The organism is Mesorhizobium sp. B2-1-8 (assembly GCF_006442545.2).
Lineage (GTDB): Bacteria > Pseudomonadota > Alphaproteobacteria > Rhizobiales > Rhizobiaceae > Mesorhizobium.
Map to the genome: position 1 here is coordinate 2397248 of NZ_CP083952.1, position 24115 is coordinate 2421362.

Here is a 24115-nt window from a genome sequence, read left to right on the forward strand (position 1 = left end):
ACCTATGGGACCTGGTGCGAGAAAGCGTGGTTGGCTTTGTCGACGACAATGCCCTTAGTCATGGCGCGGCGATGGCCTTTTATGCCGCCACGTCGCTGGCCCCGGTTCTAATAATTGTCGTCGCGATAGTTGGCATCGCATTTGGTCATGACGCGGCACAGGTGGCTTTGTCTGCTCAGATATCAGGGCTGATGGGTTCAGAAAGTGCGGCGCTCCTTCAGGCAGCGCTCGAAGGGGCATCCAGCAAATCATCGGGGACCCTGGCGGCCATCATCGGCGTGGTCACTTTGCTCGTCACCGCCTCTGCGGTGTTTGGCGAGATGCAGCAGGCCCTGAATGCAATATGGAAGGTTGAAGCGAAAGGGAGTTCGCTGTCGCGTCTCTTGCGCGCGCGTGCGGCAAGTCTCGGCCTGGTCGCCGCCCTCGGCTTTATGTTGCTGGTATCTCTGGTGGCGAGCGCGGCGATCTCTGCCCTGGGCAACGTGATCAGCGCTCGTTTGCCGTTCGGCGAACTTGTTCTGAGCGCGATCAACACCCTGATTTCCTTTTCCCTGATCTCCGTGATGTTCGCCGCGATCTACAAAGTCCTGCCGGACCGTGACTTGGAGTGGCGGGATGTCGGGATCGGTGCTGTCGTGACCGCCGCCCTGTTCACGTTGGGGAAGTCGCTTATCGGTTGGTATATCGGCACGAGTGCGATCGCATCATCATATGGTGCGGCCGGAGGGCTGCTCGTCATACTGCTCTGGGTCTATTATTCATCGGAAATCTTTCTGCTCGGTGCGGAATTGACCCGCGCCTATTCCGTTCGACATGGGAGCAGGTCCGACTTGGACGGGTTGGTTCAAAATGCTCCCGCTTCACAAAACCTTGTTTCAATTCGCCGAGGGTCCAGATCCTCCGGCGTCGTTGCGTTGTTGGCGATGGCGTGCGTGAGCGCGACGATGACAGCCTTTCTGCTGGGGCCTCGTCGCCCGTAGGGAGAGATCACGCTGCAATCCAAGGGTGCTTCCCCTTCTTCCTGCGCGAGGAGAAGGGACGCGGCTGGCAACCTCGCCGCATCTGCGACGTTGGAACCCCGAGGGAACCATTCCGATCGGAGATCCCAGATGAAAATGCTCCTGACCGTGGCCGCCGTCGCGCTGACCGCCGTCGCGCCCGTCGCCCTTGCCCAGACGAACGGCACCAATTCGAATGCCGCCGCGCCCATGTTGCCCGACAGCAAGGTCGACACCGCGACCTTTGTCAGCACCGTGCCCAGTGCCAATGAATTCGAGATCCAGTCGAGCAGGCTGGCCGAACAGAAATCCGCCTCGGCGGACGTCAAGGCCTTTGCCGGCCAGATGATCAAGGACCACACCAAGGCCGGCGAGGACTTCAAGCAGGCGCTGAGCCAGGGGCAGACCACCGCCTCGATCAAGCCCGCCGGCCCCGCGCTGCAGCCCAAGGACCAGCAGATGCTGGACCAGCTGAAAGCCGCCAGCGGCAAGGAGTTCGACCAGAAATACATCATGATGCAGACCGAGGTCCACAAGCAGGCGGTCGCCCTGTTCAGCACCTATGCGAAATCGGGCGACGACCCCGCATTGAAGGAATTCGCCAAGAAGACGCTGCCGACGCTGAAGATGCATGAGAAGCGGGTGAAGGAGCTCGGCGCGGCGCATTAGGGGGCGGGGCGTGCACGGTTTGAAATTCGAGCTCTACGGCGCCCCCCTCTGTCCTGCCGGACATCTCCCCCTCTTGGGGGGAGATTGGCTGTCATCACGGCCTTCGCCAATTTTCAACATTGCCAGGAAGAGAGCCGGCGCCAAAGCTGCCAATCTCCCCACTTGAGGGGGAGATGTCCGGCAGGACAGAGGGGGGCGCCGTAGAGCGCTACATTCAATACGCCTCTGGCAAACCCCCACCCCGCAAGGTGGCCCCTGTGCCTTCACCCGCCATGCGCTAGACTGCCGGCATCACCCTCGGGAGCACCCCATGCCCAAGATCGACCTCGCATCCGTGCCCGTCCGCAAGGGCTCCGGCTATCCCGCGCCCTTCGACGCCCCTTGCGCCACGCGCGCGCGCTGCCGCCTCGGCGATGCCGGCGGGCTCACCGATTTCGGCGTCAATCTGATGACCTTGCCGCCCGGTGGCTGGTCGAGCCAGCGCCACTGGCACAGCCATGAGGACGAACTCGTCTATGTGCTGGAAGGCGAACTGGTGCTGGTCGAGGATGGCGGCGAGACGCTGCTCAAGGCCGGCGACTGCGCTACCTTCGCTGGGAATAGCGGCAACGGCCACCACATGATCAACCGCTCGTCGGCCGCCGCGCGCTACCTGGAAGTCGGCTCGCGCTCTCAGGACGATGTGATCACCTGCTCGGACATCGACATGATGAGCCCGAGTTCGGACGGGCGGTTCCTGCACAAGGACGGCACGCCGTATCCGGGGCAGGGGTGAGGGCTGGGCCATGCGTCCGCGCTGGCGTTCCGCCCGTGCCGGGATAAGCTGCCTATAACCGCAGGAGTCGGCGCAGCCCCCTCATCCGGCCGCTTTGCGTCCACCTTCTCCCCGCTGGGGAGAAGAGATTGGCGCTGGCGCTCGTAACCTCCTCCCCCCTCGGGGAGAGGTCAGCCGAGCGAAGCGGAGGCTGGGTGAGGGGGCCTGGCGCTAACCTTGCCAACCCAGGGAGGACACCCATGAAAAAACAAGTCATCGAAGTACCCGTCATGTCGGACAAGGTGCGGGCGCTCGGCCTGCCCTGTTCGACGGCGGTGAGGGCGAACGGCTTCGTGTTCATCTCGGCGACGCCGCCGCTGGATATGGTGACCGGCGAGATGGTGCGCGGCGACATCGAGGTCCAGACCGAGGCGTCGCTGAAGGCGCTGAAACTTTGCCTGGAAGCGGCCGGCACCTCGCTGGAAAACGTGGTGATGGTCCGGATCTACGCCGTCAACTCCGGCTTCTACAACGCGATAAACAGGGTGTATGCCCGGTATTTCAGCGTGAACCCGCCGGCGCGCAGTTTCGTGCCGGTGGCGTCTTGGCCGATGGAGTTCGATATCGAGATCGAGTGCGTGGCGGTGGCGTGAGGGCTTATGTTCTTGCCGGCCGAGTGCCGAATGTTACTTAAGGCGGGTCATCACGAAAACTTGCCACATACATCGACAGCGACCACCTGACTACTGCGGTCAAAGACGGCGCCTGGGCATCAACTAGGCCCATGCCGGGTGCCGTCTCTGGCGGCGTCAGATGCGAATATCCAAGACGGATATCACATGGCGTTATTCGGCCGGCGCCAACGTCTCCAAAGCCAGCCGAATATCGCGGACTGTGCGCCTGAGAAGGCCGGAGCCGACGCTTGCATTCGGCCTTCTACTACTGACGGCCTCAAGCATTGCATGCAAAGCCAAACTCACCCGCGGTGACTTTCTTACAATTGACAAAGCCTCACCAGCAAATGCTTCGCCTAAATGCTCTGAGAGATAGAGCGTATCCCTCTCAGTTTGTCTATTAGGATCTGAAATTAGCCGTACAGCCGTTTGAAGCGCTTCGACGTACGCTTCTTCATGATCTTTGTATTCATTAGTCTTTCGCGCTCGCGACACAAGCAAAAGCCTAGCTTGGTGGTGATCAAGCATAAAGGTGTCGTAATAACTCATCTCTCTTGCAAGGCTTTTTGCTGTATCAAGCCTCCTTTGAGAAAGCTCGTATTCCCCGTTAATGTAAAGAGCTATACTGTATTGCTGCCAAAAATGTATGTTACTCTTCTCTATCCCGGTGTCTGCGAACGATCGGAACAAAGATATGATACTGTCAAGATCTGGTGCGCCGCCAGGCTGAACAAGTATCCTCTGCAAACTTCCATACTGCATTACATCTCGTCTGAAATCGCTAAACTCGTGGTTTCCAAATTCAGATGATTTCACAAATGAGTTTTCAATCACGGACTTGATACGATCTGCGCGGAACAAGGACTTCAACATCTCTCTGGAAAATATGGAGGACGGAACTGCATACTCGCCATTCTTTATGTATATAATATTGAAATTACCATATAAAAAGTTTACAGAAGCTAGGTCGTAAGAGCGCTTAGAAATAAGCTTATTTATGATGTTTATCTTCGCCGACCTGCCAAGATATGAATATATCATGGACAGAATCACTAGGTCTGTAAGAGATTCACTAATCCAATCAATTCTGGCAACTTCATTGTGCAGCACGTCTAAAAGGCGTCTCTGATGGAGGTGGCCGATGGATAAGGTTCTAAATTCTCCCTTGCATTCTTTCAGGACATATCTTTGCTTTTCTGCAATCCCCCTCCCTTGAAGATCTCCCCAAAGCCCATGTCTGTCATAGATTTGGTTAAGGTCATTAAATTCGGAAATAGACAATGTCGGTCGGCGTGGACGAGGTGAAACCGCTTTCCCTCCTCTATGGAAGCTACGATGCTGTCTTGAATTTCCCTTTTTAGCAGAACTGGAGAGCTGCTTGTTCGATCAAACTCAGCCAATTCCAAGTTGTGGTGACCGAAAAAATGTACGTCTTCTGCGGCCTTAGAAGAAGCTATATCTATCGGTGTAATTTCTGAGATCTTTCGCAGAAACTGAGGTATTGCAACCTCGGACGCTCTCTCCGCGTACGGAGGGACCAGACGGCTAAATTCTTCTATTCCGCCAAAATATATGTTTCCGTACTCGGCGAGTCTGTATTTGAGTTCCTCGTTATCTTCACTATCTTTTCTTAATATAAAGAATGTCTTGTCTTTTGTGTATGGTGATTTACTTAGTATTTTCTCGATATGCCAATCAGAAAGGCTAAAGCCGCAGAAGAAAATCGCTGAAGACGTCTCTATGTCTCTCTGTAAAAAATCCCAATATTTATGGTTAGTTTCATATGACGCGTACTGCTCTCTGGTTAGAAGGAGTGCATCTCTGTAGTCATTTTCATTTAGGTCGTCAATAAATCCATGAAGATGGACAATAGGGATTTGTACATCGTAGAACTGAAAGGGAGAGTAAGGCGAAATCGGCCGTAATCCTATATTTATATCCCTTTCTACTAGCTCAACGCAATCGTCATAGTTCGTTGTATATATTGATCTCCAATTTGAAAATAGCGTTTTCCTATGCCATTCTTTGTATTTTAAAACTTTAACGTTGGATCTCATTAAGTTTACGTATTCATTTACTCTGCTCGCTGTAGGGCTCCTTAGATATTCTCTGGCTGTTATATCTAAAGGTAGCGAGGGTGACATCCCAACTTTCGTCGCGAAGATCTCGCTAAGTTTCTTAACGGAAGGTACCGGCTCTTTGTCTACGGCCACCAATTCCGAACTAAAGCCAGCTCCTAAGAACAAGGTGGCTTTCCCGATCGAGATGAACCTTACCGCAGTTTCGATTTCCATTGATACCCCGCTCCCTATCGAAAATAGAGAAGGGTGGCTCGGAGTTGTCAAGCCTTATCGTGTGTTAAAAATCGCAAACACTTCTAGCCAAAATACTCCTGCAGCGGCCTAACTTCCAAACTCCCCGCCTTCAGCGCGGCGATCGCCTCCGCCACCGCGGCCGCACCTGACAGCGTCGTGTAATACGGCACCTTCTGCATCAGCGTCGCCCGCCGCAGCGACTTCGAGTCCGACACAGCCTTCTGGCCGTCCGTGGTGTTGAACACGATCTGGACCTGGCGGTTGCGGATGGCATCCTCGATGTGGGGGCGGCCTTCCAGGACCTTGTTTATTTTCTCGGCCACGACGCCGTTTTCGGCGAGGAAGCGCTGGGTGCCCGAGGTGGCCAGCACCTTGAAGCCGAGGCCGGCGAGGCGCTTGACCGCCGGCAATATGCCTTTCTTGTCCTCGTCGCGCACCGAGACGAACAGCGTGCCGGAGCGGGGCAGGTCGACGCCTGCGCCGAGCTGGCTCTTGGCGAAGGCGAGCGCGAAATCGCGGTCGAGGCCCATGACCTCGCCGGTCGAGCGCATTTCCGGGCCGAGCAGGATGTCGACGCCGGGGAAACGGGCGAAGGGGAAGACGGCTTCCTTGACCGCGATGTGGCCGGGGTTGCGCGGGTCGGGCATGGCGCCGTAATGGGCGAAGGCGTCTTCCAGCGTCTCGCCGGCCATGATGCGGGCGGCGATCTTCGCGATCGGACGCCCGATGGTCTTGGCGACGAAGGGCACGGTGCGCGACGCGCGCGGGTTGACCTCCAGCACATAGACCGTGCCGTCCTTGATCGCGTACTGCACGTTCATCAGCCCGCCGACATTGAGCGCGCGGGCCAGGGCCGCCGTCTGGCGCTCCAGCTCGTTGACGAGGTCCGAAGGCAGCGAGTGCACCGGCAGCGAGCAGGCCGAGTCGCCCGAATGGATGCCGGCTTCCTCGATGTGTTCCAGAATGCCCGAGACGAAGGTTTCCTTGCCGTCGCAGAGGCAGTCGACATCGACCTCGATGGCGCCGGACAGATAGGTGTCGAACAGCAGCGGGTTCTTGCCGAGCAGCGTGTTGATCTGGCCGGTCTTGTCGTTGGGGTATTTCTGCTTGATGTCCTCCGGCACCAGGCCGGGCACGGTGTCGAGCAGGTAGTTCTGCAGCATGCCCTCGTCATGGATGATCTGCATGGCGCGGCCACCGAGCACATAGGAGGGGCGCACCACCAGCGGGAAGCCGAGCTCGCCGGCGACGAGGCGGGCCTGCTCCACCGAATAGGCGATGCCGTTCTTCGGCTGGCTGAGGTTGAGCTTGTGCAGCAGCTTCTGGAAGCGGTCGCGGTCTTCGGCCAGATCGATCATGTCGGGCGAGGTGCCGAGGATCGGGATGCCGGCCTTCTCCAGCGCGTCCGCCAGCTTCAGCGGCGTCTGGCCGCCGAACTGGACGATGACGCCGACCAGCTCGCCCGAGGCCTGCTCCGCGCGCAGGATCTCCAGCACGTCCTCCGCCGTCAGCGGCTCGAAATAGAGACGGTCCGACGTGTCGTAGTCGGTCGACACGGTCTCGGGGTTGCAGTTGATCATGATCGCTTCATAGCCGGCGTCGCGCAGCGCGAACGCCGCATGGCAGCAGCAATAGTCGAACTCGATGCCCTGGCCGATGCGGTTCGGACCGCCGCCGAGGATGACGACTTTCTTGCGCGCCGACACCTGCGCCTCGTTGGCGAGCGCGCCGGCGAAGGGCACTTCATAGGTCGAGTACATGTAGGCGGTGGGCGAGGCGAACTCGGCGGCGCAGGTGTCGATGCGCTTATAAACCGGATGAACGTCGAGCTTTTCACGAATCTTCTGAACGACTTCGGCGTCGGTCTTCGTCAGCGAGGCGAGGCGGGCGTCGGAGAAGCCCATGGCCTTCAGCATGCGCAGATTGACGGCATCCTCGGGGATGCCGTGCTCGCGGATGCGGGCTTCCATGGCCAGGATGCCGGCGATCTGTTCGAGGAACCACGGGTCGATCTTGCACATGGCGTGCACGTCCTCCAGCGACGTGCCCATGCGGATCGCCTGCGCCACCATGCGCAGCCGGTCGGGCGTCGGCGTACCGAGCGCGGCGCGGATGGCGTTGCGGTCGTCGGCGTGGTTGGCGGCCAAGGCGCCGTGGCCGAGGCCGGGGATCTCGATCTCGTCGAGGCCGGTGAGACCGGTCTCCAGACCGCGCAGCGCCTTCTGCAGCGATTCCTGGAAGGTGCGGCCGATGGCCATGACTTCGCCGACCGACTTCATGGCGGTGGTCAGCACCGGCTCGGCGCCGGGGAATTTCTCGAAGGCAAAGCGCGGGATCTTGGTCACGACATAGTCGATCGACGGCTCGAACGAGGCCGGCGTGGCGCCGCCGGTGATGTCGTTCTCCAGCTCGTCAAGCGTGTAGCCGACGGCGAGTTTGGCGGCGATCTTGGCGATCGGGAAGCCTGTCGCCTTGGAGGCGAGCGCGGACGAGCGCGAGACGCGCGGGTTCATCTCGATGACGACGAGGCGGCCATCGGCCGGGTTCACGGCGAACTGGACGTTCGAGCCGCCGGTCTCGACGCCGATCTCGCGCAGCACCGCGATCGAGGCGTTGCGCATCATCTGGTATTCCTTGTCGGTCAAGGTCAACGCCGGGGCGACGGTGATGGAATCGCCCGTGTGCACGCCCATCGGGTCGATGTTCTCGATCGAGCAGACGATGATGCAATTGTCCGCTCTGTCGCGGACAACCTCCATCTCGTACTCCTTCCAGCCGAGCACGCTTTCCTCGATCAGTACTTCGGTGGTCGGCGAGGCATCAAGGCCGGACTGGACGATGTCGTAGAATTCGGCCCTGTTGTAGGCGATGCCGCCGCCGGTGCCGCCCATGGTGAAGGAGGGGCGGATGATGGCGGGAAGGCCGACATGGTCGAGCGCCTGGGCGGCGATCGCCATGCCATGGCTGATGTAGCGCTGCTTGCGGTCGCCTTCGCCGAGGTTCCAGCGTGTTTCCAGCGCGTCGAGCGCGGCGTCGAGATTGTCGGGCTTCTCGGCCTTCAGCGCGGCGCGCTCGGCCTCGTGCGTCTTGCGGTCCGCGTTCTTGACGTCGGTGGCGTTGGCCAGCATCGACTTCGGCGTTTCCAGCCCGATCGTCTTCATCGCCTCGCGGAACAGCGCCCGATCCTCGGCCTTGTCGATGGCATGCGCGTCGGCGCCGATCATCTCGACATTGTAGCGCTCGAGCACGCCCATGCGGCGCAGCGACAGGGCGGTGTTGAGCGCCGTCTGGCCGCCCATGGTCGGCAGCAGCGCGTCCGGCCGTTCCTTGGCGATGATCTTGGCGACGACCTCGGGCGTGATCGGCTCGATATAGGTGGCGTCGGCCAGTTCCGGGTCGGTCATGATGGTGGCCGGATTGGAATTGACCAGGATGACGCGAAAACCCTCTTCCTTCAGCGCCTTGCAGGCCTGGGTGCCGGAATAGTCGAACTCGCAGGCCTGGCCGATGACGATGGGGCCGGCCCCGATGATCAGGATCGACTTGATGTCGGTGCGTCTTGGCATGTCTATGAATTCCGTTCGGCAGCGGGCTTGCACAAAAAACCGGGACGGGAAGACCCGGCCGGTTGTGCTCGCGATTCTGGTATCAGGCTAGGAGGGCCTTATAGGGAAGAGTTTTGCCCGATGTAACCCCGAAAATGAAGGGTTCATGTGGGGTTCGTGGACAGGGGCAATTGCTTTGGGTTGAATTGGTATCTTGCCGGGCGTTTGCGCCGCCCCTCATTGCCCTGCCGGGCATTTCTCCCCGTATAGTGACGGGGAGAAAGAAGCTCTGTCCGATGGTTTCGCCAATTGCCAGCATTGCGGGAAGAGGGCCGGCACTCGTTCAGCCCCTTCTCCCCGTCGCTATACGGGGAGAAGATGCCGGCAGGCAGATGAGGGGCAGCGCCGACGTCGGTAATTGGCTGATCGCTGCACGCGCAGCAATCACCGCGACCTTCAGTCCCCCAGCACCACCGTATCGACAATCTCGAACCGCTCCGACACGCCGATGCGGATCATGTTGAGGTTGCCTTCCCTGGTGAAGCGGAAGTTGCTGCCGGCGTCCGAGCTTGCCGGCAGGCCGGCATCGAAGGAGATGACGCGGCTGCCGCCATCGGGCCAGGTCACGGTGACGTCGGCCTTATCAGTTCCCTTGCGCGTCACGCTGGCCGCACAAGACGCCATGGGCTGTCCAACATAGCGGGCGCAGGGAATTTGCAGGGTTCCATTCGCCGCCAGCGCCAGGCCATAGGCATCCTGCATGGCGATCTCCGCCGCGGATTTCGGCATGGTCTCCGGGCTGGCCGGCTCGGTCGCGTCACCCAGCCGAGCGGTCAGGTCGGGGGCATCGGAAGTCGCGCCGGCTTCCGTGGCCTCGGCGTCCGCCGCCTGGTCGGGCACCGTCGCCGGATTGACGGGCACGAGATAGCGCGCGGGGGCCCAGCCGGTGGCTTTGGGGTTGTCAGACTCGACCTTGCACCAGGGATGGCCGTCAATGTCGTTGCAGCCGAGGTTTCTGACGCTCGCACCGGCAGCCAGGCGGGCCTCGGTCTTGCCGATCGCCGACGGCTTGGCGCGGACATTGAGCAGATCGTCGGGGGCGAGCCCGGTGACCACGGAGATGAACGGCGCCTCTTCGGCATGCGCCGGAACAACAGCCGGCCACGCCGCCATCAGCAGCGGAGCGGCAATCAGCGCATGCAAACTTTTTCGGAGCGTAACTGTGCGCCTCATCATTTGGCCGTGCGCCGTACTCAAATCACTCTGTCGCGGCGGTCTCGCCGCACGCCCGGACGATTTTATAAGGGACGGCGCGCCGCCATGTAAGCCGGAAAATTCAAGCCGACCATGGCGGTAACCATGGTGCCGGGTGGCCGCCTCTCACCGCTTCGCGAGGGGGAAATGATCTCAGGCCGGTACTTCCAAATCATGGCCGCCAACGGCCGGCAGAGCAGCGTCGTCGGCGGCCGCGGCGATGACGCTGTCGAGCAGGCCGGGGAAGCGGGCGTCGAGATCGGCGCGGCGCAGCGTGATCATGCGGTTGGTGCCGACCACTTCGGCGCGGGTGACGCCGGCCTCGCGCAGCTTGGCGAGGTGGTAGCTGAGATTGGTCTTGGAGGCGAGGTCGAGGAAACGGCTGCAGTTCAGCGGCACGCCTTCCTTGCTGGCGAGATAGCGCACGATGGCAAGCCGCGTCGGGTCGCCGAGCACGCCGAGCACGATGGGCAGGCTGATCTGGTCCGTATTGGGGTGTGGCAAGGTCATGGCTGGAACCTAAGCACAGTTCGGGCCGATTTCAACGCGTCGATCCTGCTCGGCCGATACACACTGTTTCTCCATTTCATGACCGTCCTGACACAGGGCTGTCAGCATGGTTGTGCTATTTTTGCCTGGCTTCATTGACATGATGCCCCGTTATGTCCAATTGTTCAATAACTTTTGAACTAAGGACGCTTTCCCATGGACAAGAGAATCTTCTGGCTCGCGCTCGGATCGTTTGCGATCTCGACCGAGGGCTTCGTCATCTCCAGCCTTCTGCCCGATATCGCCAGGGATGCCGGCATCTCGGTGCCGCTCGCCGGCTCGCTGATCACCGCCTTCGCGCTCGCCTATGCGATCGGCACGCCGATCCTGGCGACGCTGACCGGTGAATGGGACCGGCGCCGCGTCATCCTGTGGACGCTGGTGTTCTTCGTCATCGGCAATGTCGTCGCCGCCCTGAGCTCGTCCTTCGAAGTGCTTCTGATCGCCCGCATCATCATGGCGCTGTCGTCGGGCCTGTTCGCGGCGACCGCGCAAGGCACGGCGGTGGCGCTGGTCGATGACCATCACCGAGCCCGTGCGATCGCCGTCGTCGTCGGCGGCACCACGGTGGCGGTCGCTGTCGGCGCGCCGCTTGGCGCGCTGGTCGCGGCCATCGCCGGCTGGCGCGGCACTTTCTACGCCATTGCCGGCCTTGGCGCGCTCGCCGGCGCCATCCTGTGGTACCGGCTGCCGCGCGGCATCATTGGCACCCGGCTGCCGCTGAAGCGCCGGCTGGCGGCGGCCATGCGTCCCGGCGTGATGCCGATCCTGGTGACGACGGCGCTTGCCCTCATCGGCGCGTTCACCGTGTTCAGCTTCATCGCGCCGCTGGCCATCGAAGGCGCCGGGCTGTCGCCGATCGCGCTGCCGGGCATGCTGCTCGCCTTCGGCGCCGGCGCCGTCATCGGCAACATTGCCGGCGGCCAGGCAGCCGATCGTTTCGGCGCGACGCGCACCGTCGCCTGGTCGCTGGCGCTGAGCGCGGCCATGCTCGTCACCTTCTCGCTGATCCCGACCTTCCTGCCGCATCACCTCGCCGGACCGGCGCTGATGGGCATGATGGTGCCGTGGGGCATCGTCGGCTGGGCCTTCCCGCCGGCGCAGGCCAGCCGCATCATCAAGCTCGCGCCCGACGCGGCCCCGATCGTGCTGTCGCTCAACGCCTCGGCGCTCTATCTCGGCGTGGCGCTGGGCGCGGTGGTCGGCGGGGCGGTGCTGCGCTTCGGCGCGCCGGCCGATCTCGGCCTGATCGCCGCGGCCTTCCCGGTGATCGGGCTCGGCATCGTGCTGGCTGGGCGGGTGTTCGCCAGACCAGTAGCGATGCCGGCTGAATAAGACCGGTTCCAAGGCCTACATCCCAGTTCTTACGCGGCCGCTTCTTCAGCTGGAAGGAGCGGCTGCGGGCAGTTCCAGGTTCAACGCAGCCACTTCATCTAACGTGGCCCGCAGTTTCGCGGCCTGCTCGGCGCCGATCATGGCCTCGAATTGTCGCTGGGCAACGCTCCATAGCTTGATCGCCTCGTCGAGCTTGGCCTGGCCTGATGGCGTCAGCCGCACGCGCTTGACGCGGCGATCGTCCTTGTCGGCAAACGTTTCGACATAGCCGTCGCGAACCAGAGGCTTCAGCGTATGGCCGAGTGCCGAAAGGTCCATGATCAGCGCCTCGGCAATGGCCCCCATCGCCGGCTCGCTGCCGACACTGATCTGGAAGAGCAGGCCAAACTGCGTGCCCTTCAGGCCGGAAGGCGCCAGCGCGTCGTCGTAGAACCGGCCGAGCCTGCGCGCGGTGCGCCGCAAGGTGGCATTGTTGCAACGGCTAAATCCTTCAGCTTCACTCATGGTCGCTCCTTGCTGGAGCATTTCCGGCGAAAACGCATCGCCTCCAATGCTCTCTCTTCTTACGCAATTCCGGACGCAAAACCGCCGAGCACTTTTGCTGGAATTGTTCCGGCAGGTGCGCCAGCCTGCCGCAGAAATAGTTTTTGCCGCAGCCGTTGACAAGATAGTGGCATATACCTATTTCGCCGAAAGTGGCATATGCCACTAATCGATAGCAGCCCCGGCTGCCGGTATGTCCCGGAGCCGAAGACAACGAACACAGGAACGTGACAATGAGCAAGAATGACAACAAGGGCACGGCGGTCGTCACCGGCGCTTCATCGGGTATCGGGGCCGTCTATGCGGACCGGCTGGCGGGGCAGGGCTATGATCTGGTGCTGGTTGCGCGCCGCGCCGACAGGCTGCAGGACTTGGCCGAAAAGCTGCGTCATGCCTACGGCCGCAAGGTCAGCGTGATCAGCGCCGATCTCTCGGACGACGACGATGTGCGCCATGTCGAGCAGGCGATATCATCCGACGAAACCGTGACGCTGCTGGTCAACAATGCTGGCCTTGGCGGTCAGGCGGTGGTGGCAACCGCCGATGCGGATGCCGCCGAGCGCATGATCAAGGTCAATGTCGTGGCGCTCACCCGGCTGACGCGTGCCGTGCTGCCTGGGCTCCTGGCGCGCAACCGGGGCGGGATCGTCAACATCGCCTCGGTGCTGGCCTTCGACACCTCGTTCGGTGGCATCTACAGCGGCACCAAGGCCTATGTCGTCAACTTCACCGAGGCTCTGCAGCGTGAAGTCGCTGATACCAAGGTAAGGGTACAGGTGGTGTTGCCAGGCGCGACCCGGACCGATTTCTGGGAGCTTTCCGGCGGCGATATCGATGCCCTCCCGAAGGAGATCATCATGGCCGCCGACGATATGGTCGATGCCGCCCTTGTCGGCCTGGCGCGGGGCGAAGCCGTCACCGTGCCGGCGCTTGCCGACACGGGAAAGCTGGATACGTTCCTCGGCGCTCGGCAGGCTTTCTATGGCAGCCTGCATGCCGACAAACCGGCGGCCCGCTACGCGGCTTGAGGGCAACTCTGTCCCCCGCTCTGGCGCTACGCTATACGCACATCTTCTGTGACTGGCGTGACTGAATCGGCCTGAGGCTTGATTGCCACGTGGTCCCCCCAATCCGTCGCTGCTTCGCAGCGCCACCTTTCCCCCCTCCGGAGGGAAAGGAAGGGGGCGTTGATGGACGAGCGTTGACGGCGAAAAAGCTTGGCGCCTTTCCTCTACCCCGTCGATCGGGGGAGAGGTGGCTCGGCGAAGCCGAGACGGAGTGGGGGTCGATCAGCGCAGCACAAGACAATGCATGCGTGCCGTAGCGCTGTGTCGGGGCAAGAAACCCTGGTTCTGCAAGGCCGACGCTTCTAATGCGACCACCACATAGGAATGATCGACGCGGCGAGCACCAGCGCCAGCACGATGTTGAGCGCGTGCCATTGCCACTCGGTCTTGAGCAGCCGTGCCAGCACCATGCCGGCCACGCACCAGACGGACAGCGAGATGGCGGCGGTGAGGCCGAAGGTCGAGCCGAGCAGCAGCGCCAGTTGGCCTGGCCCGTCGGCAAGCGCGGCGAAGGAGGCCGCCGCACCCAGCCCCATCGCCCAGCCCTTCGGGTTCATCCACTGGATGCCGGCGCCGCCGAAGAAGCTGTTCGGCCTGGCCATGGTCACGTCGAGATTGGGTGACCCGGCGCGGCCGATCTTGATTGCCAGCCAGAGGAGATAGAGCGAGCCGGCGATCTTCATGGCAAGCTGCAGCGACGGCATGGCAAGCAGCAGCCCGGCAAGCCCGGCGGCGGCGGCCGCCGTCACCGTTGCCAGGCCGGCCGCGCTTCCCGCCATCAAGGGAACCGAGCGGCGAAAGCCGAACTGCGCGCCCGAAGCGGTCGACAAGGTGGTGGCGATGCCTGGCGTGGCGGTGGCCACGAAGGCGAACAGGATCAGCGGCAGGATAGGCTGGAGCATGGGGCGTCCTTTGTCGTGAGCTTCATGGTAGACGCCGGCTCGGATCAGTAAATGCAATGTTTGCGATGCTCTACATTAGCGTTCATAATGCAGGGATGATCCGCAATCTCGATACGAGCCTCGTGCGCACCTTCGTCACCGTCGCCGACAAGGCCAGCATGACGGCGGCGGCCAACGCGCTGCACTTGACCCAAGGCGCGGTCAGCCAGCAGGTCAAGCGCCTGGAAGAGACGCTCGGCTGCAGCCTGTTCGAGCGCGACCGGCGCGGTCTGCGCCTGACCCATTCCGGCGAGCGGCTGTTCGACAAGGCAAGGCGCCTGCTCAGCCTCAATGATGAGATCTGGACCGACATGGTGGGGACTGCCGTCGCCGGCCAGGTGCGGCTCGGCGTGCCCTACGACCTTGTCGGTACCTTGCTGGCGCCCGTCTTGAAAGCCTATGCCGAGGCGTATCCGCAGGTCGAGATATCGCTGGTCTGCGCCTCCTCGCCGGAACTGGCGGCGGCACTCGCGGCGGGAACCATCGACCTCGCGGTGATCGAGGAGCGGGTCGGTCCGACGTCAGGCGAATGCCTGGCCATCGACCGGCTGGTCTGGGTCGGTGCAAGGGGTGGGGCGGCTCGCGCCAAGCGGCCATTGCCGGTCTCGATCGTCGCCGACACCTGCGCCTTCCGGCCGGTGGTGCTGTCGGCACTCAACGAGCATGGGCTGGAATGGCGCAGCGTGTTCGAGAACGGCAACATCGACGCGACCACGGCGACGGTTCGCTCGGACCTTGCCGTCACCACATGGCTGGCGTCCACCGTGCCTGCGGATCTCGACATATTGCCGTTCGACGCCGGCCTGCCGCCCCTGCCGAATTTTGCCATCAACCTGCACCTGCCGAGGCATGGCGTGGGTACGGCGGCACAGGAGTTCGCACGGCATATACGTGAAGGGCTGGGGCGGCGATTGCAGGCGGCTTGATGGTGCGCCCCCTTCTCCCCGTCACTATACGGGGAGAAGGTGCCGGCAGGCGGATGAGGGGCAGCGCGACCCGATCCGTTTTCATATCCACAGACGTTTCGTCCAATTGGCGAGGTCAGCGCTGCCCCTCATTGCCCTGCCGGGCATTTCTCCCCGTATAGTGACGGGGAGAAAGAACCACTTGTCCGAACCGGATAGATAGGTAACAGAATGGACCGATAGCATGGGTGACAGTTTTCTTGTCCGCCGGGAGGACCGGCGATGGTTTGGCGAGCGACTGGCATCATGGACGAGCGGCTTCGGTTTGTAGTGGATTGCCTGGCCGGCGAGGAGACGATGAGCGCGCTTTGTGGGGCCTACGGCATATCGCGCAAGAGCGGCTACAAATGGCTTGGTCGCTATCGGGAGTTTGGCCCGGAAGGTTTGCATGATCTGCCGCGGGCGCCGCTCGAGCACGGCCGAGCAACGGCAGCGGAGCTGGTGGATCGGATTTTGGCGGAGAAGCAAGCGCATCCGCTGTGGGGTCCAAAGAAGATCATTGCGCGCCTGAGACGCAGCGAGCCCTGCTGCGACTGGCCGGCGGTCTCGACGGCAGGCGAGATCCTGAAGCGGCACGGTCTTGTGGGACGCCGGCGCAGGCGCTGGCGGGCTGAGGGCAACGGGCCATGGCCGGAGCCTGCGGAGCCGAATGCGGTGTGGACGGCAGACCACAAGGGGTGGTTCCGGACCCGTGACGGATGGCGCTGCGAGCCGTTGACGGTGATGGATGCATTGAGCCGCTATCTGCTGGGGCTCGAGGCGACGGGCTCGACGGCCGACGAGGAGGCGTGGCCGGTGTTTGAGCGGCTGTTTGAGGAGAACGGTCTGCCGGATCGCATCCGAAGCGACAACGGCCCGCCATTTGCGTCGGCCGGCGTCACAGGGTTGACGCCGCTTGCGGTGCGCTTCATCAAGCTCGGCATCGCTCTGGAGCGCATCCAGCCAGGCAAGCCGCAGCAGAACGGACGTCATGAGCGTTTCCACCTGACCATGCTGCCGATGGCCAAGGAACCGGCGGCCGACAGGGCGGCCCAGAGCCAGGCTTTCGAGGACTTTCGGCGCAGCTACAATGAGGAGCGTCCGCACGAGGCGCTTAGCATGGACACCCCGGCGCAGCACTACCGTCCCTCGACCCGGCCGATGCCGAAGACAGCTCCTGAACCCGACTATCCGGCCGAGGCAGCGGTGCGCGGCGTGCGCCAGAATGGCGCCGTCAAATGGCGAGGCACAGAGATCTATGTCTCGGCCACGTTGGCCGGCGAACCGATCGCCATTGAGGAGACCGAGAACGGCAAGTGGGCCATGCGTTTCTACGCCCATCCGCTCGGCTTCATCGACGACAAGCACATGAAACTGGTTCGCCGCAGCGCCGCGCCAACCGGACCGCTTGGCGCTGCGGCAACCGCATCTTAGGGGGAGAAAACTGTTACCTATGTATCCGGTTCATTCTGTTACCCATCTATCCGCTGGACACACTCACTTCCAATTTTTCCGCCGTTCGAGCTCGGCGTCGGAGGGCTTGCCCGTGACGAAGGAGCCGACCTCGATTTCGCCGGCGCGCTCGTAGGTCGCCATGATGACGCCGGTGGTGGAAGCCTGCGATTTGATAAGCTTGAAGGCGGCCGGCATCGCGGCGTCGCCGAACAGCCGCTTGCCCTTGCCCAGCAACAGCGGGAAGGTCATCAGCCGGATCTCGTCGATCAGCCCGTTGGCGAGCAAGGTCTGAATGAGATTGCCAGATCCCTGGATGAGCAGGTCAGGTCCATCTTCCTGCTTGAGGCGGCGCAAAGTCGCGATGATATCGGGCCCAAGCGCGTGCGTGTTCTGCCAGGTCAGGGTATCCGGCCGATGCGTCGCCACATATTTGGTCGCTGGGTTGAAGGCATCCGCGATCGGATCCTTCTGGTACGGCCAATACGCGGCGAAGATGTCATAGGTTCTGCGGCCGAGCAGCAGGGCGAAGGGTTTGGAGAACAGTTCATCCATTGCCGCGCCCGCCACCTCGTCAAAATAGTGGAACGTCCAGCCGCCGAATTTGAAGCCGCCGACCGGATCTTCTTCCGGTCCACCTGGGGCCTGCATGACGCCATCGAGGCTGACGAAGGTCGCGGCTATGATCTTTCTCATCCGTCTTCTCCTTTTTGCGATCCGCACTGTCACGGCCAGATTCAGTCTCAGGACGAACGGCAGGCCTCCTTTTCGACACGCGACGACAAATTTTTACAGCATGTCGCGGCGAATAGGATTCGCCCGACCTGCTGTAGCTTCTGATTTGATGCATGTCGTTATCCCGGAACCGAGGACACTTCCGAGCGACATGCATTAGCCGTTGCCGCCAGCGTGAACAGGGTCGGAGGAGAACCAGACTTCGCCGAAGATTGCCGTGGCGGTGCCGTTTGGCTGCCTGTCCTCGATCAGCCAGATCGAGCGGCTGCGCGCGGCCTCTTCGCGTGTCGGGATCTTCGCGGCCGTATCCGCGGTCGGCGCCCCGACACAAGGGATGAACCACGAGCGCATGAACGGATGGCAGGCGAAGCCTTTCTCGCCGCGGGTCACCATCACCGCGAACGGAACGCGCTCGGCCGGACGCCACGGGAAGATCATGCGGCCGCCGGGGCGCAACGCCTTCAGCCATCCGGCGGGAGGGGCCACGACACCCGCATTGACATAGACGATGTCTGATGGCGGCAGGGGCGAGGTCACGGCGTCGCCATGAACAACAGTCGCATTGCCATAGGCTTCGAGATTTCCGCGCGCTAGTTCGGCCATCTGGTCGTCGAGCTCGAAAGCAGCGACGGTGCCGCCTGGCGAAACCAGCGTGGCAAGCAAAGCCGTGTAGTAACCGCTGCCGGCGCCGATATGCGTGACGGCCTCGCCGGGTCTCGGTGCGAGTTTTCCGATCCAAATGGCATGCAGGAAGGGTTCGCCATTGTTGATGCCCTTGTCGGCGTCGAGCGCCACCAGCACGTTCTGGTAGATGTGAGCCGGATCGGCGCTTGGCGTCATAAATGTGGCGTTTCCGGCAATGATCGTCCATGGCCCGGGGCCGAGGAAGGCTTCGCGCGGCACGCTGGCGAACACCTCTTCCAGGCGCGGGTCCGACGAGGCGGCGTTGGCCGCCATCAGCCGCGCGTAGAATCTCCTGATGTCGTTGATGTTGCTCATGGCATCGGGAAAGATAGAGCGATCTGGCGGTTTGTCCCGGGATTAGACGGGCCTTCAACCGACCCCGGACATGGTGTCGTAGAGCAGCTTGAAATTGAGCACCAGGATGATGGCCGCGACCAGCCAGGCCAATGCCGCCACGCCGCGCGGGATGGCGAGGTTGCCCATCTTCTTCTTGTCGGAGACGAATTGCACCAGTGGGATGACCGCGAAAGGCAGTTGCATGGACAGGATCACCTGGCTGAATACCAGCAACTGGCCGGTGCCCTTCTCGCCATAGAGCGCGGTGACGACCACCACCGGAACGATGGCCACGCCGCGCGTCAAAAGGCGCCTTGCCCAGTTGGGGATGCGCAGCCGCAGGAAACCTTCCATGATGATCTGGCCGGCCAGCGTCGCCGTCACCGTCGAGTTGAGGCCCGAGGCCAGCAGGGCCACGGCAAACAGGATCGAGGCGATGCCGAGGCCAAGCAGCGGCGACAGCAGCTTGAAAGCCTGGTCGATCTCGGCGACATGCTGGTGCCCAGTATCGTGGAAGGCGACCACCGCGACGATCAGGATGGCGGCGTTGACGAACAGCGCCAGCATCAGGGCAATGGTGGAGTCCGTCGTCGCCCATTTGATGGCATCGCGTTTGCCCGCCTCGGTGCGCTCATAGGCGCGGGTCTGCACGATCGAGGAATGCAGATAGAGGTTGTGCGGCATCACCGTGGCGCCGATGATGCCGATGGCGATGTAGAGCATCGCCGGGTTGGTGACGATCTCGGAGGACGGCACGAACATCGAATGCAGGATCGTGCCGGCCGGCGGTGCGGCAACGAAGATCTGGATGGCAAAGCAGCTGAAAATAATGATCAGAAGCGCGACGACGAAGGCTTCGAGATAGCGGAAACCCTTGTTCATCAGGAGCAGGACGAGGAAAGCGTCGAGCGCGGTCAGCATGGCGCCGCCGACCAGCGGGATGCCGAACAAAAGCTGCAGCGCGATCGCGGTGCCGATCACCTCGGCGAGGTCACAGGCGATGATGGCGAGCTCGCAGGCGATCCACAGCACGAAGTTGACCGGGCGCGGGTAGTAGGCGCGGCAGGCCTGGGCGAGGTCGCGGCCGGTGGCGATGCCAAGCCGCGCGGCCAGTGCCTGCAGCAGGATCGCCATCAGGTTCGACAGCATGATGATGAACAAAAGCGTGTAGCCGAACTGGGCGCCGCCGGCGAGGTCGGTCGCCCAGTTGCCCGGGTCCATATAGCCGACCGAAACCATGTAGCCCGGACCCATGAAGGCGAACAGGCGGCGGAACCAGACTCCTGTAGGCACCGCGATGGTGGAATTGACCTCGCGCAGGCTTGGCTGATCGTCTTCCTCCCGTTTGGCGAACCGCCATGCGGACCGGGGGGCTGTGACGTCTGCTTCTAACATGAAAAGGCTTTCCGCAGCTTCGGGAGGATACCCATAAGCTATGCCATGGCTCAACATTATGCAATAGGCTATATTTCATTGTCGATGCTTTTTATCCGGCATTTTACCGAAAGTGGCGGACAAGCCGTCGGATTCCGTATCCGAGCCGCCTAGCGCGCGCTTCCGACGGAAAGCCCTCTATCGCTGCAGTAGCGCTCGAGCGTATCGACCGAAGCCTTGGGATCGGCTAGCGCCACATAGGTGTCGGGCCGCAGGAGGTAGAGCGCATCGCGCGCCAGGCCTGCCTCCTCATGGGCGGGCCGCCAGTCGAAGACGCTGAGCGGAACCCGATGGCGCTCGCACCAGGACCTGACGTCCTCGCTGGCGACGCCGTAGATGTGGATCTGCCATTGCGTGGCGGCGAGCGAGGCAAAATTGTCCACTCCATCGACCGGGGCCCAAGGCAGCCGCTCGCCGCCGCGCACTTCGCCCGCGGATCCCTCGCTGAGTGGGCTTTGGCGATAGTTGAGGGTGATCTGCGAAACAGTCCGGAAGATGAATTCGCGAACCCGGTCGATGCCGAGTATCCTGGGCACGACAATCGGCGCGATCCGCGTGCGCACGAGGTCGGCGATGCGCCCGTCGGCGGTGACGAAAGTGAAGATGCGGTCGGTGGTGGCAACCAGGCGCTTGGCGAATGCGATGCGCTCGATCTCATAGCTGTCGAGCACGGCATCGGGCGCCTGCGCCGCGAGCACGGAAGACAGTTTCCATGCAAGGTTGATCGCGTCCCCGATCCCGGTGTTCATCCCTTGTCCGCCGACTGGACTGTGGATGTGCGCCGCGTCACCCAGCAGGAATGTACGGCCCTTGCGGAATTGACCGGCCACGCGGTGGTGGACGTGGTAGGTCGAAAACCAGTTCACCTTTTCGATCTTGATCTTGAGGTTTTCGATCGCCTGGCGGCTGACGTCGTCGAATGTCAGCGTGTCGGCCTGATCCGCGCGCTCGTCCCGGACCGTACCGATCAGCCGAGCACGGCGCGTGTCCGCCAGAGGAAAGATCGCCAGGAAGTCGGCTTCATCGAGATCGACATGCAATTCGCCATTGATCGATGCACCGGATGCCTCGACATCCGCGACGTAGAAAAGTTCACGGTAGGTACCACCGGAAAACCCCGCCGATATCGTCTCGCGCACCAAGGAATGCGTGCCGTCACAACCAGCCAGATAGCTGAACTCGGCGGTCTCCTCGCCGTGCTCGCCACGCAGGTGGGCGACGATGCGGTCGCCATGGTCGGTGAAGTCATGCAATTCGGTCCGCCGCTCGACGGTGACGCCCAATTGTCCGAGCCGTTCGACCAGAAGGCGTTCGTGCTCGTCCTGCGGAAAGATTTGCAAAAACGAATAGGGCGACAGATCCTCACCGATCGCCGCGAACGGTATGCGCGCCTCAGCTTCACCTCGCACCCACAAATTGGCGGCGCGCACCTTGTGGCCGCGCGCGACCACGGCATCGGCCAGATCGAGTTGACGGTAGAGTTCGAGCGTGTGCGCGGCAACGGCCAAGGCGCGCGACGTCGTTCCCGGCTCGGCGGTCCTGTCTATGATGCGGACGCCGACACCCAGCTTGGTGAGCCAAAGCGCCAGAACCAGGCCGGTAGGGCCGGCCCCTACGATGAGAACGTCACTGCGGGTCATGTTTTTCTCCCTGGCGGTGATTGCAGTCGGGCGGTTTCGGATCAGCAACATCCAAATATGGCCGCGGGAGTGGCGGACAATGCCACCGGATCCATTTCTGCGGCAGAGGAACGTCGTCCCAAAACGCGTCGCCCGCTTGCCGATCGACAAACATGCCTCCAAATAAACGGCCTGAAGAATCAGAGCCCGTGCTATAAAAGCAGCGACGGCTAAACTTCCGAGGAGGAGCGCGCGTTGGCGCTGAAGAACAGACCGGTCCCGCGTGAGCCGTTGCTCGATGCCGATGTCCATTCGGAAGGGTTCCGGCAGACGCGCGAAGCGCGCCGCAGCGCGCTGGTCGAGGACTATGTCGAACTGATCGCCGACCTGATCGAGGACGGCAATGAGGCGCGCCAGGTCGACATCGCCGCTCGCCTCGGCGTCGCCCAGCCGACGGTGGCCAAGATGCTGACGCGGCTTTGCGCCGATGGGCTGGTGTCGCGAAAACCCTATCGCGGCGTGTTCCTCACCGAAGCCGGCCGTAAGGTCGCGGAGGAAAGTCGCATTCGCCACCAGACGGTCGAGGCCTTCCTGCGCTCCCTCGGCGTCAGCGCCGAGACGGCGCGCATCGACGCCGAGGGCATCGAGCACCATGTCAGCGCCGAGACGCTGGAAGCGTTTCGCAAGGCGATGACGGCGCGCTGAAGCGTTCCATTGCCGGCTTGCCGGACAACGTTAGCCACTGGAACCGCCGCCGCTTGTGCACGTTGCCTTTTATCGCGCGCTTGTTGCGCGCCAGGGAGGAAGCAATGGGCGTCGAGCAGGCACCAACCGCAAAAGGCAAGCAGGCAGCCACAGGACTGAAGCAGGCGGCCGCCAGGGACGAGCGCAAGACCGAGGCCGAAACGGGCCACCCGCTGAAGAAAGGCGCCGATCGGATCGAGGAACGCTCGAAAAGCTCTGATGGAAAGAGCGCAGGCGCCAAGCAGAAGGGTTGACGGCAATAATTCCTCACGCCTCGAACCCCTCCGATGCCGGCGATGCTACAGGCCTTGTGCGCTCCCGGCCAGTGCGGTGAAACGGCGATGCCAGGGCTGCCATGCCCACGAAAAATGCTGTGACTTGGAGCAACCGTTGCGATAATTGTTTGTTGGGTTGAGCCGGCCTTGCCGGAGCAATGAGAAGTTCGCAGCGTGAGGAGTTGCCATGCTCTGGAGAGGCCGTCGTCAGAGTGACAATATCGAGGACGACCGCAGCGACGGCGGCGGCGGGATCGGTGGCGGCGGTGGTCAGTTCCGCATCCCGATCGGTGGCCGCGCCGGTGGCGGTGGCAGCATATTCCTCGTCATCCTGGTGGTGCTGGCCGGATGGTATTTCGGCTTTGATCCCTCGACGATCCTGGGCGGTGGTGACGGCGGCCTGCTGCCGGGCGGTGGTGGCCAGATTACCGACAACAGTGGCGGCCAGGATAGCGGCGCGGGTACGCCGGCCAATGACGAGATGAAGCAGTTCGTGGCGACCGTGCTCGCCGAGACGGAAGACACCTGGACAGGCATCTTCAAGTCGCAAGGCCTGACCTATGAGGACCCCAAGCTGGTGCTGTTTTCCGGCCAGGTACGATCGGCCTGCGGTTTTGCTTCCGCGGCGGCCGGACCGTTCTATTGCCCGGGCGACCACAAGGTCTATCTCGACATGACCTTCTTCCAGCAACTCGACCAGCAGTTCGGCGCTTCAGGCGAGTTCGCCCGCGCCTACGTCATCGCGCATGAGGTCGGCCACCACGTGCAAAACCTCACCGGCATCATGGGTAAGTTCAACCAGATGCGGCAAGGCATGAGCGAAGCCGCTGCCAACCAGCTGTCGGTGCGCATCGAGCTGCAGGCCGACTGCTTCGCCGGCGTGTGGGCGCATTACACTGGGCAGAAGGGCATATTGGAGCCGGGCGACTTCGAAAGCGCGCTGAATGCCGCCAAGCAGATCGGCGACGATACGCTGCAGAAGAAGATGCAGGGCTATGTCGTGCCGGAAAGCTTCAACCACGGCACCTCGCAGCAGCGGCAGACCTGGCTGACGCGCGGCTACAAGAGCGGCAAGCTGTCGGACTGCAATACGATGAGCGGGGCGCTCTAAGCAGTCGTTTTTGGGGCAAAGACCTGATGGCAAAGACGCCGTCAGGGAGTGTCAGGATGAAGGCATCCTGACTGTTCCCGCATTGTTCCTTTTTGCTTGCTCGCCTATAAGGTGCCTCCGCCCGCGCCCCAGGGCGG

The 24115-nt window shown here is 62.2% G+C and carries 22 protein-coding genes; 11 read left to right on the forward strand and 11 right to left on the reverse strand.

Going from position 1 to position 24115, the window contains the following annotated elements:
- Nucleotides 1–26 precede the first annotated feature (26 nt).
- The 4 genes from FJ970_RS11695 (at nt 27) to FJ970_RS11710 (ending at nt 3074) form a co-directional block, all read left to right on the forward strand.
- Nucleotides 27–980, forward strand: a complete 954-nt coding sequence (locus FJ970_RS11695; RefSeq protein ID WP_227792090.1) for a YihY/virulence factor BrkB family protein — start codon at nt 27–29, stop codon at nt 978–980.
- 129 nt (nt 981–1109) lie between these two features.
- Nucleotides 1110–1667 carry a DUF4142 domain-containing protein gene (locus FJ970_RS11700; RefSeq protein ID WP_140759562.1) on the forward strand — a complete coding sequence of 186 codons (558 nt, stop codon included), beginning with the start codon at nt 1110–1112 and terminating at the stop codon, nt 1665–1667.
- A 310-nt stretch (nt 1668–1977) separates the two neighbouring features.
- Entirely contained in the window at nt 1978–2442 is a 465-nt protein-coding gene (locus FJ970_RS11705; RefSeq protein WP_140759565.1) for a cupin domain-containing protein, read from the forward strand.
- Between the two features lie 239 nt (nt 2443–2681).
- Nucleotides 2682–3074 (forward strand): Rid family hydrolase, encoded by a 393-nt coding sequence (locus FJ970_RS11710; RefSeq protein ID WP_140759568.1) that lies wholly within the window; start codon nt 2682–2684, stop codon nt 3072–3074.
- Nucleotides 3075–3266: 192 nt separating this feature from the next.
- Here the strand turns inward: FJ970_RS11710 and FJ970_RS11715 are convergent, their stop codons facing one another.
- From FJ970_RS11715 to FJ970_RS11735, 5 genes are all read right to left on the reverse strand, one after another.
- Nucleotides 3267–4205, reverse strand: a complete 939-nt coding sequence (locus tag FJ970_RS11715) for a hypothetical protein (RefSeq protein ID WP_227792091.1) — start codon at nt 4203–4205, stop codon at nt 3267–3269.
- Nucleotides 4206–4270: 65 nt separating this feature from the next.
- Nucleotides 4271–5389, reverse strand: a complete 1119-nt coding sequence (locus tag FJ970_RS11720) for an SIR2 family NAD-dependent protein deacylase (RefSeq protein ID WP_140759574.1) — start codon at nt 5387–5389, stop codon at nt 4271–4273.
- 83 nt (nt 5390–5472) lie between these two features.
- Entirely contained in the window at nt 5473–8976 is a 3504-nt protein-coding gene (carB, locus tag FJ970_RS11725) for a carbamoyl-phosphate synthase large subunit (protein WP_140759577.1), read from the reverse strand.
- A 435-nt stretch (nt 8977–9411) separates the two neighbouring features.
- Nucleotides 9412–10191: an SH3 domain-containing protein gene (locus FJ970_RS11730; RefSeq protein ID WP_140759580.1), complete on the reverse strand. Its 780-nt coding sequence runs from the start codon at nt 10189–10191 to the stop codon at nt 9412–9414.
- Nucleotides 10192–10362: 171 nt separating this feature from the next.
- Nucleotides 10363–10719, reverse strand: a complete 357-nt coding sequence (locus tag FJ970_RS11735; protein ID WP_140759583.1) for an ArsR/SmtB family transcription factor — start codon at nt 10717–10719, stop codon at nt 10363–10365.
- 195 nt (nt 10720–10914) lie between these two features.
- On the opposite strand from FJ970_RS11735, the gene FJ970_RS11740 reads away from it, so the two are divergent.
- Nucleotides 10915–12093, forward strand: a complete 1179-nt coding sequence (locus tag FJ970_RS11740) for an MFS transporter (protein WP_140759586.1) — start codon at nt 10915–10917, stop codon at nt 12091–12093.
- Nucleotides 12094–12138: 45 nt separating this feature from the next.
- On the opposite strand, the gene FJ970_RS11745 is transcribed toward FJ970_RS11740, so the two are convergent.
- Nucleotides 12139–12597: a MarR family winged helix-turn-helix transcriptional regulator gene (locus tag FJ970_RS11745; protein ID WP_140759589.1), complete on the reverse strand. Its 459-nt coding sequence runs from the start codon at nt 12595–12597 to the stop codon at nt 12139–12141.
- A 272-nt stretch (nt 12598–12869) separates the two neighbouring features.
- Here FJ970_RS11745 and FJ970_RS11750 point away from each other — a divergent pair, with 272 nt between their 5' ends.
- Nucleotides 12870–13664: an SDR family NAD(P)-dependent oxidoreductase gene (locus tag FJ970_RS11750; protein WP_140759595.1), complete on the forward strand. Its 795-nt coding sequence runs from the start codon at nt 12870–12872 to the stop codon at nt 13662–13664.
- Between the two features lie 341 nt (nt 13665–14005).
- Here the strand turns inward: FJ970_RS11750 and FJ970_RS11755 are convergent, their stop codons facing one another.
- The gene (locus FJ970_RS11755; RefSeq protein ID WP_140759598.1) at nt 14006–14605 is read right to left on the reverse strand and encodes a LysE family translocator; all 600 of its coding nucleotides are present in this window, start codon (nt 14603–14605) and stop codon (nt 14006–14008) included.
- 95 nt (nt 14606–14700) lie between these two features.
- On the opposite strand from FJ970_RS11755, the gene FJ970_RS11760 reads away from it, so the two are divergent.
- Both FJ970_RS11760 and FJ970_RS11765 read left to right on the forward strand, forming a co-directional pair.
- Nucleotides 14701–15570, forward strand: a complete 870-nt coding sequence (locus tag FJ970_RS11760; RefSeq protein WP_140759601.1) for a LysR family transcriptional regulator — start codon at nt 14701–14703, stop codon at nt 15568–15570.
- A gap of 261 nt (nt 15571–15831) precedes the next feature.
- Nucleotides 15832–17022: an integrase core domain-containing protein gene (locus tag FJ970_RS11765; RefSeq protein WP_140813756.1), complete on the forward strand. Its 1191-nt coding sequence runs from the start codon at nt 15832–15834 to the stop codon at nt 17020–17022.
- 63 nt (nt 17023–17085) lie between these two features.
- Here the strand turns inward: FJ970_RS11765 and FJ970_RS11770 are convergent, their stop codons facing one another.
- The 4 genes from FJ970_RS11770 to FJ970_RS11785 form a co-directional block, all read right to left on the reverse strand.
- Nucleotides 17086–17736: a dihydrofolate reductase family protein gene (locus FJ970_RS11770; RefSeq protein ID WP_140761131.1), complete on the reverse strand. Its 651-nt coding sequence runs from the start codon at nt 17734–17736 to the stop codon at nt 17086–17088.
- Between the two features lie 195 nt (nt 17737–17931).
- On the reverse strand, nt 17932–18774 hold the full coding sequence (locus tag FJ970_RS11775; RefSeq protein WP_181178704.1) for a protein-L-isoaspartate O-methyltransferase family protein: 843 nt from the start codon (nt 18772–18774) through the stop codon (nt 17932–17934).
- Nucleotides 18775–18828: 54 nt separating this feature from the next.
- Nucleotides 18829–20190 carry an Nramp family divalent metal transporter gene (locus tag FJ970_RS11780; RefSeq protein ID WP_140761136.1) on the reverse strand — a complete coding sequence of 454 codons (1362 nt, stop codon included), beginning with the start codon at nt 20188–20190 and terminating at the stop codon, nt 18829–18831.
- Between the two features lie 149 nt (nt 20191–20339).
- Nucleotides 20340–21869, reverse strand: a complete 1530-nt coding sequence (locus tag FJ970_RS11785) for an FAD-dependent monooxygenase (protein WP_140761138.1) — start codon at nt 21867–21869, stop codon at nt 20340–20342.
- Nucleotides 21870–22103: 234 nt separating this feature from the next.
- Here FJ970_RS11785 and mntR point away from each other — a divergent pair, with 234 nt between their 5' ends.
- The 3 genes from mntR to FJ970_RS11800 all read left to right on the forward strand — a co-directional run bounded on the left by mntR (nt 22104) and on the right by FJ970_RS11800 (nt 23978).
- Entirely contained in the window at nt 22104–22553 is a 450-nt protein-coding gene (gene mntR / locus FJ970_RS11790) for a manganese-binding transcriptional regulator MntR (protein WP_140761141.1), read from the forward strand.
- 104 nt (nt 22554–22657) lie between these two features.
- Nucleotides 22658–22846, forward strand: a complete 189-nt coding sequence (locus FJ970_RS11795) for a hypothetical protein (protein WP_140761144.1) — start codon at nt 22658–22660, stop codon at nt 22844–22846.
- A gap of 208 nt (nt 22847–23054) precedes the next feature.
- On the forward strand, nt 23055–23978 hold the full coding sequence (locus tag FJ970_RS11800; protein WP_140761146.1) for a neutral zinc metallopeptidase: 924 nt from the start codon (nt 23055–23057) through the stop codon (nt 23976–23978).
- The last annotated feature ends 137 nt before the right edge of the window (nt 23979–24115 follow it).